13 protein-coding genes are annotated in these 14838 nt (G+C 72.5%); 5 read left to right on the plus strand and 8 right to left on the minus strand.

Annotated elements, in window-relative coordinates:
* Positions 1 to 53 precede the first annotated feature (53 nt).
* Positions 54 to 1196 carry an iron uptake system protein EfeO gene (efeO, locus tag OG349_RS25915; protein WP_327236875.1) on the minus strand — a complete coding sequence of 381 codons (1143 nt, stop codon included), beginning with the start codon at positions 1194 to 1196 and terminating at the stop codon, positions 54 to 56.
* 283 nt (positions 1197 to 1479) lie between these two features.
* Between efeO and OG349_RS25920 the strand changes: the two genes are divergently transcribed.
* Positions 1480 to 2142 (plus strand): PhzF family phenazine biosynthesis protein, encoded by a 663-nt coding sequence (locus OG349_RS25920; RefSeq protein WP_327236876.1) that lies wholly within the window; start codon positions 1480 to 1482, stop codon positions 2140 to 2142.
* Between the two features lie 65 nt (positions 2143 to 2207).
* Here OG349_RS25920 and OG349_RS25925 read toward each other — a convergent pair whose 3' ends face one another.
* Positions 2208 to 2879: a biliverdin-producing heme oxygenase gene (locus OG349_RS25925; protein WP_327236877.1), complete on the minus strand. Its 672-nt coding sequence runs from the start codon at positions 2877 to 2879 to the stop codon at positions 2208 to 2210.
* Between the two features lie 185 nt (positions 2880 to 3064).
* Entirely contained in the window at positions 3065 to 3922 is an 858-nt protein-coding gene (gene map, locus OG349_RS25930; protein ID WP_327236878.1) for a type I methionyl aminopeptidase, read from the minus strand.
* A gap of 91 nt (positions 3923 to 4013) precedes the next feature.
* Between map and OG349_RS25935 the strand changes: the two genes are divergently transcribed.
* Positions 4014 to 4232, plus strand: coding sequence for a hypothetical protein (locus OG349_RS25935; RefSeq protein ID WP_327236879.1), 219 nt, complete (start codon positions 4014 to 4016; stop codon positions 4230 to 4232).
* Between the two features lie 99 nt (positions 4233 to 4331).
* On the opposite strand, the gene OG349_RS25940 is transcribed toward OG349_RS25935, so the two are convergent.
* Positions 4332 to 5666, minus strand: coding sequence for an MFS transporter (locus tag OG349_RS25940; RefSeq protein ID WP_327238727.1), 1335 nt, complete (start codon positions 5664 to 5666; stop codon positions 4332 to 4334).
* Positions 5667 to 5767: 101 nt separating this feature from the next.
* Positions 5768 to 6379, minus strand: coding sequence for a hypothetical protein (locus OG349_RS25945; protein ID WP_327236880.1), 612 nt, complete (start codon positions 6377 to 6379; stop codon positions 5768 to 5770).
* 117 nt (positions 6380 to 6496) lie between these two features.
* Here OG349_RS25945 and npdG point away from each other — a divergent pair, with 117 nt between their 5' ends.
* Positions 6497 to 7207, plus strand: a complete 711-nt coding sequence (npdG, locus tag OG349_RS25950) for an NADPH-dependent F420 reductase (RefSeq protein ID WP_327236881.1) — start codon at positions 6497 to 6499, stop codon at positions 7205 to 7207.
* Positions 7208 to 7265: 58 nt separating this feature from the next.
* Positions 7266 to 7523 carry a hypothetical protein gene (locus OG349_RS25955; protein ID WP_442806313.1) on the plus strand — a complete coding sequence of 86 codons (258 nt, stop codon included), beginning with the start codon at positions 7266 to 7268 and terminating at the stop codon, positions 7521 to 7523.
* Between the two features lie 61 nt (positions 7524 to 7584).
* Here the strand turns inward: OG349_RS25955 and OG349_RS25960 are convergent, their stop codons facing one another.
* Positions 7585 to 8388 (minus strand): site-2 protease family protein, encoded by an 804-nt coding sequence (locus tag OG349_RS25960; RefSeq protein ID WP_327236883.1) that lies wholly within the window; start codon positions 8386 to 8388, stop codon positions 7585 to 7587.
* Positions 8389 to 8613: 225 nt separating this feature from the next.
* Here OG349_RS25960 and OG349_RS25965 point away from each other — a divergent pair, with 225 nt between their 5' ends.
* Positions 8614 to 12783, plus strand: a complete 4170-nt coding sequence (locus OG349_RS25965) for a BTAD domain-containing putative transcriptional regulator (RefSeq protein ID WP_327236884.1) — start codon at positions 8614 to 8616, stop codon at positions 12781 to 12783.
* Between the two features lie 96 nt (positions 12784 to 12879).
* Here the strand turns inward: OG349_RS25965 and OG349_RS25970 are convergent, their stop codons facing one another.
* Both OG349_RS25970 and OG349_RS25975 read right to left on the minus strand, forming a co-directional pair.
* Positions 12880 to 13761 (minus strand): ABC transporter permease, encoded by an 882-nt coding sequence (locus OG349_RS25970; protein ID WP_327236885.1) that lies wholly within the window; start codon positions 13759 to 13761, stop codon positions 12880 to 12882.
* Complete coding sequence (locus OG349_RS25975) at positions 13758 to 14825, minus strand: ATP-binding cassette domain-containing protein (RefSeq protein WP_327236886.1); 1068 nt, start codon at positions 14823 to 14825, stop codon at positions 13758 to 13760. Before OG349_RS25975 ends, OG349_RS25970 begins: the two co-directional genes overlap by 4 nt.
* Between the last annotated feature and the right edge of the window lie 13 nt (positions 14826 to 14838).

The following is a 14838-nucleotide window of genomic DNA, read 5'->3' on the forward strand; positions in this document are numbered from 1 at the left end:
TACGCGTCCCCTGCCTGGCTGCTCGAATGCCTTACTGGTGCCTTGCTGCCTGACTACTTGACGACGGCCGCCGCGAGCCGGGAGAGCGGCTCCGCGAGCGCGTTCACCGCGTCGGAGAGTTCCTTGCGCTGCGGCTCACGGACCTTGTCGTACGAGACGAACTCGTACGAATCGGCCCCGCCTGTACGGTACTTGTCGAGCAGCGTGTTCAGCGCGGCGAACTGCTTGTCCAGCTCGGTGACCAGAGCCGCGTCGTTCTTCCCCGCGACCGGCTTGAGCAGCTCGTACGACTGCTGCGCCCCCTCGACGTTGGCCTTGAAGTCGACCAGGTCGGTGTGGCTGTAGCGGTCCTCCTCGCCGGTGATCTTGCCGGAGGCGACCTCGTCGAGCAGCTCCTTGGCGCCGTTGGCCATGGAGGTCGGCGTGATGACCGCCTTGCCGACGCGCTTCTGCCAGTCGGCCAGGTCCTTGTCCAGCTCGTCGGCGAGGGCCGTGGCGTCCGGGCTCAGCTTCTTGTCCTGCCAGAGTTCCTTCTCCAGCCGGTGCCAGCCGGTCCACTTCTGTCCCTTCTCCAGGCCGTCCGCGCGGGTGTCGACCAACGGGTCGATGTCGCCGAAGGATTCGGCGACGGGCTCGGTGCGCTCCCAGCCGATGCGGGAGGGCGCGTACGCCTTCTTCGCGCCCTCGATGTCACCGGCGCGCACGGCGTCGGTGAAGACCTTCACCTTCGGCAGCGTGGCATCGGCCTGCTCCTGGGCGTACTTGCGGTACGCGGCGACCGCGGCGTCCTTCTCCGGGCTGCGCGTGACGGCCGTACCCCCGGTCGCGGTGACCTTCTGGCGGATGCCGTTGCCCTTCATGCCGGGCTTGCAGGCGATTTCGTACGCGCCGGACTTCACCTCGGCGGTCAGCGTGACCTTGGTGCCGGGGCCGATGTTCTCGCGCTCGGTCACGATGCGGTCGTCCGGGAAGAGGAGGTAGACCTCGGTGACCTTCGAGCCCTTGTTCTCGACGGCCAACTCGACGTGGCCCGAAGGGAACTCCTTCTTCGACACGTCGCAGGAGGTGTCCTTCGCCGTGACCTGGACGGCGTCGCCGCCGGCCTTGGCGTCGCTCCTGTCGGCGCATCCCGTGACGGCGGTCAGGGCGGCCACCGCGGCGATCGCGGAGACGACGGAGAGGCGGGCAGGGCGCATGCGGGACTCCACAAGGGTGGTGGCGAGGGACGGGGACGTTGGTGAGGCAGACCTAACTTAACGAAGGCTTACCTGACTTTGCCCTCTTCGTCCAGTGATTCGGATCTCAGTCCTCGGGCTCGGACACGGCGGGATCACGGGTGCTCCACGGGCCGGCCATGGGTGGGTCAAGCGGAGGTCAAGGTGTCCGATTCGCCTGTTTCGAGGTGCGGTTCGGCGAGGCCGCTCCTCAGGGTCGATGTCCTGTTCGAAAGTGCGGGGCCCCGGGTGTTTGAATGCCCGGGTGAATGACATCGACGTACTCAGCGTCTTCTGCGGGGCCGACGGCCGGCACGGCAACACCCTCGGCGTCGTGCGCGAGGGCCGGGACCACCCCGACCGCGCCGACCGGCAGGCGATCGCCGCCGAACTCGGCTACAGCGAGACCGTGTTCGTCGACGACCCCGAGCGCGGTGTGGTCGACATCTACACCCCGGGCCTGCGGCTGCCGTTCGCCGGCCACCCCCTGGTGGGGACGGCGTGGCTGCTCGACCTGGAGTCCGTGAACCCGCCCGCGGGTGAGGTGTGGGTGCGCCAGGACGGCGAGTTCACCTGGATCACCGCCCGCCCCGAATGGGCGCCGCCCCGGCAGCTCCGGCAGTACGGTTCCGTCGCCGAGGTCGACGCCCTGCCCGCCCCGCCGCCCGGTGAGGGCTGGCTCTACGCCTGGGCGTGGCAGGACGAGGCGGCGGGGCGCGTCAGGGCCCGGGGCTTTCCGCGCCGGGACGACGGCATCGCGGAGGACGAGGCGACGGGGGCGGCGGCGCTGCTGCTCACGGAACAGCTGGGCCGCGCGCTGAACATCACGCAGGGCCGGGGCTCGCAGATCCTCACCGCGCCGGCTCCCCGGGGCGAGATCGAGATCGGCGGCCGGGTGCGGCTGCACCAGACGCACGAGACGCACTGAGGGGCTGAGGGGCTGCCGGGCGGGCGCCTGTCCGCCCGGCGTCGTCACCGGTGACGCGTCACGCGTCACGCGCTGCGCGGGAACTCGTCCCCCAGCTCACGGAAGACCGCCCCGTTGAAGTCGAACGCCCGCTTGCACTCGTCGACGATCCGCTGCTTCTCCAGGTCGTCGGCCGCCACCGCGTCCAGCAGCTCGCGGTAGTCGCGCTTGAACGCGGCCGGGTTCGCGATCCCCTCGAAGACGTAGAAGCGGACCCCGTCCCCCTTACGGGCGAAGCCCCACGCCTTCTCCGCCCGGTCGCGGATGATCTGGCCGCCGGACAGGTCACCCAGATAGCGGGTGTAGTGGTGCGCCACGTATCCGCCGGGCCACGCGCGGGCGCACTCCTCCACCCGTGCCGCGTACGCGGCGGTCGCGGGGAGCGGTTCCAGGCCCGTACGCCACTCCGTACCGCACAGATGCGCCAGATCGCGCTCCAGCTCCGGCGTGCGCGCCAGCTCGCGCCGGATGAAGGGACCGGCGACCGGATCGTCCGCCAGTGCCTCGGAGGCGCCTTCCAGTGCGCGGTACACGAACCACAGCTGCTGGGTGTAGCGGGTGTACGCGTCCACCCCGAGCCGCCCGCCCAGCAGGTCGCCCATGAAGGGCGAGGTCTCGGCCTGGGTGTGCTGTTCGTGCGACGCGACGCGGATCAGGGTGGAGAACGGTGTGCTGTCGGTGACGGTGCGTGCGTCCAAGGCGGGCCTCCGGGGACCGAGGGGGACGGGAGCACCGGAAGTGCCCACGGTGGCAGCGCGGGGGCTTGCCACCACGGATCCTCCTACTTAGGCTTACCTAAGTCAACTGGTTCCCGACGTCCTGTCGGTAAAACGCTACCCGGCTCCCACCAGGGGCGCGCGCTCGGAGAGGCCCGCGAGGCGGCTCAGGGAAGCGTGAGGATCTCCGCGCCGGTGTCCGTCACCACCAGGGTGTGCTCGAACTGCGCCGTCCGCTTGCGGTCCTTCGTCACGACGGTCCACCCGTCGTCCCACATGTCGTGCTCGTACGTACCGAGCGTGAGCATCGGCTCGATGGTGAAGGTCATGCCCGGCCTGATGACGGTCGTGGCGTGCGGGCTGTCGTAGTGCGGGACGATGAGTCCGGAGTGGAAGGACGTGTTGATCCCGTGGCCGGTGAAGTCCTTGACGACGCCGTAGCCGAAGCGCTTGGCGTACGACTCGATGACCCGCCCGATCACGTTCAGCTGGCGTCCCGGGCGTACGGCCTTGATCGCGCGGTTCAGCGCCTCGCGGGTCCGCTCGACGAGCAGTGTCGATTCCTCGTCGACGTCACCGCAGAAGTAGGTGGCGTTGTTGTCGCCGTGCACGCCGCCGATGTACGCGGTGACGTCCAGGTTCACGATGTCGCCGTCGCGGAGCACCGTGGAGTCCGGAATCCCGTGGCAGATCACCTCGTTGACGGACGTGCAGAGGGACTTGGGGAAGCCCCGGTAGCCGAGCGTCGAGGGGTAGGCGCCGTGGTCGCACATGTAGGCGTGGGCGACCCGGTCCAGCTCGTCGGTCGTCACCCCCGGCGCGATGTGCTTCGCGGCCTCCTCCATCGCCTGCGCGGCGATGCGCCCCGCGATCCGCATCAGCTCAATCGTTTCGGCGGATTGGATCTCCGGCCCGGTGTACGGGGTAGGAGCGGGTTTCCCGACATATTCGGGGCGCCGGATGTTTCCGGGAACGGAACGTGCGGGAGAGAGCTCCCCTGGTACGAGCAGCGACTGGCCAGACATGCGAGCGAGTCTAACCAGCGTCGCGGCGGCGGCCGGGGGGCAGCATGGCGTCAGGGACGTCATGGACGACGGAGAAGAAAGGGAGCCGGGCATGGCCCTGTTCAAGAAGCGCACGGTGGGCAAGCCGGGCGAGTGGTACTACTGCCTGGAGCACGGCAAGGTCGAGGAGGGCCCCGAGTGCCCGGCCAAGGACCGCTTCGGCCCGTACGCGTCCCGCCAGGAGGCGGAGCACGCGATGGACACGGCGAAGGAGCGGAACACGGAGTGGGAGAACGACCCCAAGTGGCACGACAAGCCGGACACGCCCTAGGGCGTGTCCGGCCCCAGCAGGTCGACGGCACGGTCTGAGGGACGGACGGGGGCGACGGGGCGGCGGGCGCCGGGGAGCGCGTACGGCCCTCCCGCCCCCTCACCCCGCGGGCAGCGAGGTCGTCGGCGGTGCCGGGGTCGTCGGCGGTGCGGGCACGGTCGGCGGCGTCGGCGTGAGCGCCTCCTGCCGCGCGCGGCGGCGCAACGCGTCCTCGTCCGTGCTCGCGTCGTACGTCACCAGCCTCGGCAGGACCGCCGACAGCAGCCCCACCGAGACCAGGCAGGCCAGCCCGCCGCCCCACACCGCCGGACGGGTGCCGGTCCAGCCGGCCATGGCACCCGCCCTGACCTGCCCGACCTGGGGGCCCACGCTGTACGACAGCACCTCGATGCCCGCCAGCCGGCCGCGCAGCTCCTCCGGGATCGTCTGGTTCCAGATCGTCGAGCGGCCCAGGCCGCTCAGCATGTCGCCCGCCCCGGCGAAGGCCAGGCAGACCAGCACCACCCACACGTTGGAGAACCACCCCGCCGCCGTGATCGCCAGCCCCCACCCCGCCGCGCCGAACACCACGAAGAGCCCGTGCCGCCGCACCCGTGAGGTCCAGCCGCTGGTCAGGCTGAGGAGTACGGAGCCGACCGAGCCCGCCGCGTACATCAGCCCCAGCGACCACTCCGCGCCGAGGTCGTCCGCGAGGAACGGGAAGATCGAGTTCGGGAAGGCGAAGAGCATCGCCGCCAGATCGATCGCGTACGTCCCGAGCAGGACCGGTCTGCTCCACGCGTACCGCGCGCCCTCCGCGATGCCCCGCAGCGACGGCTTCTGCGCGTCGTGCGCGGCCGGTGCGGGCGACAGGCGCAGGCACATCAGTACGGAGACGGCGAAGCCCAGGATCGTGATGCCGTACGCCGGGGCGTGACCGGCGAACGCCACGACCACCCCTGCCAGCGACGGCCCCGCGATCGCGCCCATCTGCCAGCGCACGGCGTTCAGCGCGGCGGCGGCCGTGAGCTGGTCGTGCGGGACGATCCTGGCCAGCAGCGAGTCCAGCGCGGGACGCTGGAGCCCGGCGAGCGCGGAGACTCCCGCCGCCACCACGTACAGCGGCCACAGCAGCGGCTCCGGCAGCAGCGCGTTCACCAGCAGCACCCCGGCCAGCACGCCGAGCCCGGCCTCGGTGAGCAGGATGACCTTGCGCCGGTCGACGGCGTCGGCGAGCGCCCCGCCGTACAGGCCGAAGACCACCAGCGGCACCAGCTCTACCGCGCCCATCGCGCCCACCGCGAGGGGGGAGTCGGTCAGATCCTTGATCTGGAGCGGCAGGGCGATCATCGCCATGAAGCTCGCGAAGTTCGTCACCAGCCCCTGGACCCAGAGGAGCCGGAAGTCCCGGGAGGAGCGGAGGGGGGAGAGATCCGGCAGGAGCGCGGCGAACATCTTGGTCACAGGGGGCCATGCTGAGGCCGGAAGCCTGTAGAGGGCAACCGTATTTCAGCGGGCAGTCCTGTCTCCCCACGTGAGGGATCTCACCGGGGATCTCACCAACGGGACGGCGGCGGCGCCGTCAGCTGGTCGGCCAGCCGGGACAGCCGGTCCCGGAACCGCCGTTTCCCGCGCTGGGCCGGCAGGCTGTTCTCCCCGGCCGCCGCGGACACCAGATGCTGCACGGTGTCCAGGTCCACGCCGTGCGCCGCGTCCGCCGCCACCACCGTCAGCGCCTCGTGCGCCAGGCCCCGTACCTCCACGTCACCACCGTCGAGCGACAGCACGGTCGCCCCCGCCCGCCGCGCGTCGTGCACCCGCTCCAGCAGCCCGGCGTCCGGCCGCTCCGGCGCCACCACCAGCAGCGTCTCCCCGCGCCCCGCCGCCTCCAGCCGCCCCAGGCCGACGGCCAGATGGGCCGGGTCCCCGTCCCGCACCCGGTGCCGTACGAGCGTCGGATCCAGCTCGGGCTGCCCGGACCACGCGGCCTCGTCCACCAGGTGCGCCGCCAGGTGCCACGGCTCGTACTCCTCGGTCCCGACCAGCAGCAGCCCCCCGCCGTGCGGCACCACGGAGGACCGCAGCGCCCCCGCGAACCGCCGGGTCGCCGACAACCACTCCGTACCGGCCAGGACTTCACGCAACAGCGCGACACGTACGGCATCCATGGGGCGCATCCTGCCCGACCACCCGCCCCGGCCGCCGCCACTCCACCGCACCTCACCCGAACGGGACGCGGACCGGCCGGGGCGGGTGTGGACGGTGCGGCAAGTAGGCTCCGCCGTATGACTTCTAGTGACAACGGCAGCGTGCCCAAGCCCCCCGCCAAGGACCCCTGGGACCTTCCCGACGTGTCGGGTCTGGTGGTCGGTGTGCTCGGGGGTACGGGGGACCAGGGGCGCGGTCTCGCCTACCGGCTGGGGCGGGCCGGGCAGAAGGTGATCATCGGGTCCCGCGCGGCGGACCGGGCGGCGGCCTCGGCGGCGGAACTGGGGTACGGCGTCGAGGGCGCCGACAACGCGGAGTGCGCCCGGCGCAGTGACGTGGTGATCGTCGCCGTCCCGTGGGACGGGCACGCCACGATCCTCGCGTCCCTCCGCGAGGAGCTGGCGGGCAAGCTCGTCATCGACTGCGTGAACCCGCTGGGCTTCGACAAGAAGGGCGCGTACGCCCTCACCCCGGAGGAGGGCAGCGCGGCCGAGCAGGCCGCGGCCCTGCTGCCGGACTCCCGGGTGACCGCCGCCTTCCACCACCTCTCCGCGCCGCTGCTCCAGGACCAGGCGGTCGAGGAGATCGAGACGGACGTGATGGTGCTGGGCGAGGTCCGCGCGGACACGGACATCGTGCAGGCGCTGGCGGCGCGCATCCCGGGGATGAGGGGTGTCTTCGCGGGGCGGCTGCGCAACGCGCACCAGGTCGAGTCGCTGGTGGCGAACCTGATCTCGGTCAACCGCCGGTACAAGGCGCACGCGGGCCTGCGGGTGACGGACGTCTGACGGTCCCCGGAGCCGGGTACGGGCCCGGGGTGGGGGAGACTGGGCCCGTACGACCTGAATGACCGCGGTGCCGCCCAGGAAGCAGTACCCCCCCGCTCGCCCCCGACAGGAGCCGACCGCTATGCCCCGCCTCGCTCTGTACGCTCTCGCCGTCTGCGCCCTCGCCGTGATCGCGGCCGTGGTCTCCTTCGTCCAGGGCAGCTTCCTCGGCGTCGTGTGGCTGCTGCTGGCCGGGCTCTCGTCCAACATGGCCTGGTACTACCTGCGCCGGGCGAAGGCGCGGCGCGCGGCGGACGGGGTGTCGGCGGCGGGCTGAGCGCGTCCCGCTTTCTCGCCGCCCTACTGCGGCTGGCAGTCGTCCCGCTTTCTCGCTGTGCCTACTGCGGCTGGCAGTAGGGACTCTGGTCGTTCCAGAAGCGGTAGAGGTTCTGGCCGCAGGCGGTGATGTTCGTGTCGGCCGGGATGCCGAGGCCGCTCAGGACGGTGTCGACCAGGTCGAAGAAGCCCGCGTTCACGGACGGGATGAAGAGGATGCCGAAGACGGCGAGCAGTCCGAACTGCGCGTACGGCTCCACCTGCCTGCGGATCTTGTACGAGAGCCAGGGCTCGATGACGCCGTAGCCGTCGAGGCCCGGGACCGGCAGGAAGTTCAGGATCGCGGCGGTGATCTGGAGCAGCGCCAGGAAGCCGAGCGCGTAGACGAAGGTGTCCGGCACGCCGTCGAGCGCGTGCAGCCAGAACGGCGCGGTGCACACGAGCGCGAACAGGACGTTGGTCAGGGGGCCGGCCGCCGAGATCAAGCTGTGCTTCCAGCGGCCGTGGATGCGGTTGCGCTCGATGAAGACCGCGCCGCCGGGCAGGCCGATCCCGCCCATGATCACGAAGAGCACCGGCAGCACGATGCTGAGCAGGGCGTGGGTGTACTTGAGCGGGTTGAGGGTGAGGTACCCCTTGCCGCCGATGGAGATGTCGCCGCTGTGCAGGGCGGTGCGGGCGTGCGCGTACTCGTGCAGACAGAGGGAGACGACCCAGGCGGCGGTGACGAAGAGGAAGACGGCGACCCCGGCGTTGGCGGAGAAGTCCGTCCACACGGCCCATCCCGATACCGCCATGACGGCGGCGATCCCGAGGAAGACCGGGGAGATCCGCCGATCGCTGCTGCGGGTGGCTGCGGTGGTCATGGGTGGGTCTCCTGGGAAGTGGGAGCCGGCGCCTGCCGGTGCGGAACGACCGTACTCGTGACGGCCGGGGAACGTCCCGCCGGGCGCGGCGGTTCCCGGCGGGGGCGGGGGCGCCACGAGACAGTGGTGCCGGCGCTACTGGCCGGCCCCGGCCGGGACGCGCCGCGATCGGTGTGTGCGGCCCCGCCGGCTTCGTGGATTTTGTCGGGCGGGGACAATGGGCGGATGCGCTACCGACTCCTCGGCACCGCCCAGGCTTTTCAGGACGACGGGACCCCCGTCGCGCTCGGTGGTGCGCGGTTGCGTGCGTTGCTGACCGTGCTCGCGCTACGGGCCGGGCGCAGCGTCCCCGTCGGGGTGCTGGTCGGCGAGGTGTGGGACGGGGATCCGCCCGCGGACGCCGTCGCGGCGCTCCAGGCGCTGGTCGGACGCCTGCGGCGGGCGCTCGGGCATGACGCGGTGGTGTCCTCGGAGGGCGGCTACCGGCTGACCGCCGACGAGGACGACGTGGACCTCCACCGCTTCGGCCGCCTCGCGGGGGAGGGCGCGCGGGCGCTGGAGGACGGCGACGCGGGCAAGGCCGCCGTACTCCTCGATGAAGCACTCGCCCTCTGGCACGGGCCCGCGCTCGCCGATCTGCCCGACCGCGCGTCGGAGGCCCTGCGCTGGGACACCCGCCGGCTGGAGGCCCGCAGGGCCCGGCTGACGGCCGCGCTCGCGCTGGGCCGCGCGGAGGACGCCCTGCCCGAACTGGCCGCGCTCTGCGAGGAGTTCCCCCTCGACGAACCGCTTCAGGCGCTCCGTATCCGCGCCCTGCGCGACGCGTCCCGCACGGCGGAGGCGCTGGTCGCGTACGACGAGGTCCGCCGCGGCCTGGCGGACCGCCTGGGCGCCGACCCGGGCCCGGACCTGCGCGCGCTGCACGAGGAGCTGCTGCACGAGGGCCGCGCCCCGGGCGCGGCGCCCGGTCGGCGCGGCACGGCCGGGGACACACGGGGTGCGCCCGGCGACGGGAACCCACCGGACCCGTCCGGTACGGCGCCGGCTCCGGAGACCGGCTCGGCGACCGGCCGGGATACGGGCCCGGAGACCCGCACGGCGCGAGCGCGGCAAACGGACGAGGGCCGGCGGCAGCCGCACGGGGTGCCGTCGTCGGAACACGGCCGCCCTCAGGACCGGCCGGCTGAGCGGCGCCCGGACGGAACCCGGTGGGACGGGTCCGGGTCGGACGGATCCGGGTCGAGCGAAGCCCGATGGGCCGAGCGGCGGCCGGACTCCTGGTCGGACGAGGGGAGGCCGGGCGGAGCCCCCTCGGACGGGACTCGGTCGGACCAGCGGCGGCCCGACGGAAACCGGTCGGACGGCGCGGAGTGGGACGGATCCGAGGCGGGCGGAGCCCCGTCGGATGAGCGGCGGGCGGACAGGAACCGGTGGGACGAGGCCGGGTCGGAGAGGGCCCGGTCGGGCGGGCGGGAGTCGGGCGGAGCCCGGTGGGACGGCGCTTCGCCGGCCGGGGTCCGGTCGGGTGGCGTCGGGTCGGGCGAAGCCCCTTGGGACGGAGGCCCTTCGGACGAGGGGCGGTCGTCATGGGAGCCGTCGGGCGGGGACAGCCCGTACGGGAGCGGGCAGCGTGGCGGGCCGGTCTCCGGTCAAGGGCAGTTGTCGGGCCGTCAGGCCCCCGCGTGGCCGCGCGAAGGGCTGGGAGGCCACCCGGGCCACGGGCAAGCGTCCGGTCAGGGGCAGCAGCGCGGCGGCCCCGCCCCCGCGCCCAGCGCCGGCGCCCCCGCCCCCGGCAACCTCCGCGCCCGCCTCACCAGCTTCGTCGGGCGGGAAGGGGACATCGACGCCATCCGGGCCGACCTCTCCGGTGCCCGGCTCGTCACGCTCCTCGGGCCCGGTGGGGCCGGGAAGACCCGGTTGTCGCAGGAGGCCGCAGAACGGGCCTCCGGGGCCTGGCCCGATGGGGTCTGGCTGGCCGAACTCGCCCCCGTGGACGACCCGGAGACCGTCGCCGAAGCCGTCCTGACCTCGCTCGGCGCGCGGGAGACCGTGCTGCGCGGGGCGGGTGCCGAGGAGTTCAGGGCCGTCGACCGGCAGGCCGGTGAGCCGCTCGTACGGTTGGCGGAGCACTGCGCCCGCCGCCGCATGCTCCTCCTCCTCGACAACTGCGAGCACGTGATCGGCGCCGCCGCCACCCTCGCCGAGGAACTGCTCGCCCGCTGCCCGAACCTGACCGTCCTGGCCACCAGCCGGGAGCCCCTCGGGGTGCCGGGTGAAGTCGTACGGCCCGTCGAGCCGTTGCCGCCCCGCTCCGCGCACCGGCTGTTCACCGAGCGGGCCCGGGCCGTGCGGCCCGACTTCGACCCCGAGGCCGACCCGGAGGCCGTCGCCGAGATCTGCCGTCGCCTCGACGGACTGCCGCTGGCCATCGAACTGGCCGCCGCCCGGCTCCGGTTGCTGTCCCCGCGACAGATCGCCGACCGCCTCGACGACCGTTTCAGACTGCTGACGAGCGGCAGCAGGACGGTCCTGCCCCGCCAGCAGACCCTCCGCGCGGTCGTCGACTGGTCCTGGGACCTGCTGGACGAGGCCGAACGCGCCGTCCTGCGCCGCCTGTCCGTCTTCGCGGGCGGCTGCGGCCTGGCGGCGGTGGAGGAGGTCTGCGCCGGTACGACGCCCGGCGACCCCGTACGCTCCCCCGACGTCCCCGCCCTCCTCGGCTCCCTCATCGACAAGTCCCTCGTCGTCGCCGCCCCCTCGCCGAACGGCGACATGCGCTACCGGCTCCTGGAGACCGTCGCCGAGTACGCCGCCGAGCGCCTCGACCAGGCGGGTGAGGTCGTAGGAGACCCGGGCGGTGACCAGACCGGTGACCAGGCCGGCCGCCATGCCGGTGACCGGGCCGCCACCGAGCGGCGGCACCTCGTGTACTACCGCGAGCTGGCCCGTACCACCGACCCCCTCCTCCGCGGCTCCGGCCAGCTCGCCGCGATCGCCCTGCTCCAGCTGGAGCACGAGAACTTCCGCACCGCCCTGCGCCGCGCCGTCGCCGCCCGCGACGAGCACGAGGTGCTCTGCATGGTCCTGTCGCTCGCCTGGTTCTGGTCGATACGGGACATGCGCACCGAGGGCCGCCAGTGGGCCACCGCCGCCGCGTCCCTCGGCCCCGACCCCTTCGCCCCGCCCGCCGAACCCGCTCCGCCCCTGCACCTCCGGTGCACGGACCTCCCGCCGCCCATGGCGGACGACCAGCTGATCGAGGCCCGGCGCCAGGTGCGGATCGTCGAGATGGTCACAATGGAGCACGCCGAGGACGAGTGGGAGACGCCCGAGCGGCAGGAGTGGCTGCGGAGCGTCGCCACCGTCTACCGGGCCGGGCTGCCCCAGACCTGCCGGTTCCCCGCCTCGCTCTGGTTCTTCGCGACCCTGATGAACGGGGGCGACGAACGGCTCAGGGAGGTACTGGACGAGACCGTGGCGGCCTGCGAACGGCTCGGCTACGACTGGGAGTTGGCCGGCGCGCTCCAGATGCGGGCCAATATCCTCGCCAACCGCGGCGCGTGGGCCGACGACGCGGACAGGGACGCCGACCGCGCCCTGGAGATCTACGACACCCTCGGTGACGCCTGGGGCAGGGCCGAGGCGCTGTCGGCACGCGGCGAGGCGCGGGAGAGGCGCGGGGAGTACGGACTCGCCGTCGCCGATTTCGCCGCCGCGATCGGCCACGTCGAAAGCCTGGGCGCGCGGAGCCAGATCGCCGTGCTGCGCGCCCGGATGGCGAGCAGCATGTTCGAGACGGACCGCGCGGCGGAGGGGGAGGCGATACTGCGCGCGGTGCTGGACGACAGCCACGACGTCTCGCACGAGTCCCTGATCGCGGCCCGGCTCTTCCTCGCGCTGCGGCTGGGCCGCACGGGGCGCGGCGAGGAGGCCAGGCGTCATCTGGGCGTGATCTCGGAGGCCTTCCGGCACGAGACGCTCGCCGTGTTCCAGGGTTTCATCCAGGGGGCGTACGCCTGGCTGGACTGCGAGGACGGCCGGTACGCGGAAGCGCTCGAAGAGATAAGGAACGCCTTGCGGCAGTCCCACTCGGTCCTGTCCCAGATGGTCGCCCCGCACATGGCGGCGGGCTATCTGGCGACGGCCGCGTGGGCGCTGGCGGGCCTGGCGGGGAACGACAAGGAGCGGGCGCGCGAGGCGGCCCGGCTGCTCGGCGCGTCCGAGGCGCTGACCCCCGCCGGTCACTTCCGGCCCCCGACGGAGCGGGAGTTGCTCGCCGCCTCCCGACGGGCCGTGCTGGCCGCGATGGCCGCGCTCGGCGACGAGGACGCGTTCGGGACGGCGTACGCGGAAGGCGGCCACCTCTCGCTGGAGGAGGCCGTCGCCCGCGTGTGAGACGTGAGACGGGAGGCGGGAGAGGGGCCGGCCCGGTCCGTACGACCGGGCCGCCTCCCCCCCCGTACGACCGCGCCGCCCCACCCCGCGCCCGCCTCAGGACTTCTTGCGGAACTTCGCCACCGCCAGCGGCATCGAGACCAGTGTGATCCCTGCCGACCACGCCAGCGTCATCCACACCGAGTGCCCGACCGGCTGGTCGTTGATCAGGCTCCGGGCCGCGTCGGCCAGGTTGGACAGCGGGTTGTAGTCCGTGAAGGCCTGGAGCCAGCCGGGCATCGTGGACGGCGGGGCGAAGATCGAGGAGCCGAACTGCAACGGCATCAGGACGAGCATCGCCGTCCCCTGGACCGCCTGCGCCGTCTTCATCGTCAGCCCCAGCAGGATGAAGATCCACATCAGCGAGGCACCGAACACCGTGGACAGCCCGATCGCCGCGAAGAGGTCGAGCACCGAGGACTTGATCTCAAGACCGAGCAGGAAGCCCATGCCGAGCAGGATGGCCGTGGCGACCAGCATCCGGCCCATCTCCACGACGATCTTCGCGATCAGGACCGACGAGCGCGCTATCGGCATCGTACGGAACCGGTCCATGACCCCCTTGCGGAAGTCGTCGTTCACGCCGGTGCCGACGGCCATGGCGATGTTCATGCCCATCATCGCCATCAGGCCCGGGATCACGTAGTTGACGTACTCGCCGCGGCTCCCGCCGAGGCTCGCGCCCACGGAGCCGCCGAAGACGTACACGAACAGCAGCGTGAAGATGATCGGCATCAGCAGGACGTCGAACATCGACTCCGGGTCCTGCTTGATCTGGAGCGCGTTACGGCGCACGAGCGCGCCGATGTGCCGCAGATTCGCGCGCAGTCCGATCCGTCCGTCGTCCACGACACCGGCGGAGGCGGCGCGCGGCAGCCGGTCGCCCGGTCCGGCGGCCGGCGTCCCGGGGGTGGATGTGGGCAGCGTGGTGGTGCTCATGCGGCGACCTCCTCGGGTGTGGTGCCGGTGCCGGTGCCGGTGCGGGCGTCGGCGTCGGCGTCGGTGGTGATGTCGTCGGACAGAGAGGTCTTCTGGCCGGTGATGGCCAGGAACACCTCGTCCAGGCTGGGCAGATGGGTCCCGATGTTGGCGATGCCGAAGCCGCGCTCGCCCAGCAGGCCTATGACCGCGGTCAGTTGCTCGTCGCTGAGGATGGCCACATGCACCAGGCCCTCGGCCGGATCGGCCTGGGCGCCGGCCAGGCCGACCAGTCCGCTGTCGGTGAGCGCCTGCGCCATGGGGGCGAGTTGGGCCGGATCGGCCGGGCGGATCTGGAGCGTACGGCCGCCGACCCGCGCCTTCAGTTCGTCGACGCCGCCGCTGGCGATGATGCGGCCCCGGTCGATGACCGTCAGCTCGTTCGCCAGCTGCTCGGCCTCTTCCATGTACTGGGTGGTGAGCAGGACCGTCGCCCCCTCGGCGACCATCCGCCGCACCTCCTCCCAGACCTCGTTACGGGTCCTGGGGTCGAGCCCCGTCGTCGGCTCGTCCAGATACAGCACGGCCGGGCGGCCGATCATCGAGGCGGCCAGGTCGAGCCGGCGGCGCATGCCGCCGCTGTACTGCATCGCGGGCCTCTTCGCGGCCTCGGTGAGCGAGAAGCGCTCCAACAGCTCGTCGGAGCGGCGGCGGGCGTCCGCGCGGGACAGGTCGAGGAGCCGGCCGATCATGTACAGGTTCTCCCAGCCGGAGAGCTTCTCGTCGACCGAGGCGTACTGACCGGTGAGCCCGATGGTGCGGCGCAGCTGGCGCGGCTGGCGGAGCACGTCGTACCCCGCGACCATGGCGGTGCCCGCGTCCGGCTGGACGAGGGTGGAGAGGATGCGGACGAGCGTTGTCTTGCCGGCGCCGTTGGGCCCGAGCACACCGAGGACGGTGCCCTCGCGGACATCGAGGTCGATGCCGTCCAGAGCCTTGGTGTCGCCGTAGTGCTTGACCAGCCCCCGCACCTCGACGGCGTGGCCGGTGCGGCCGCCGTTGGGGTTCTTGTCGATTCGCGTCATGCCCCTATAGGAC

This window comes from Streptomyces sp. NBC_01317 (genome assembly GCF_035961655.1).
GTDB lineage: Bacteria > Actinomycetota > Actinomycetes > Streptomycetales > Streptomycetaceae > Streptomyces.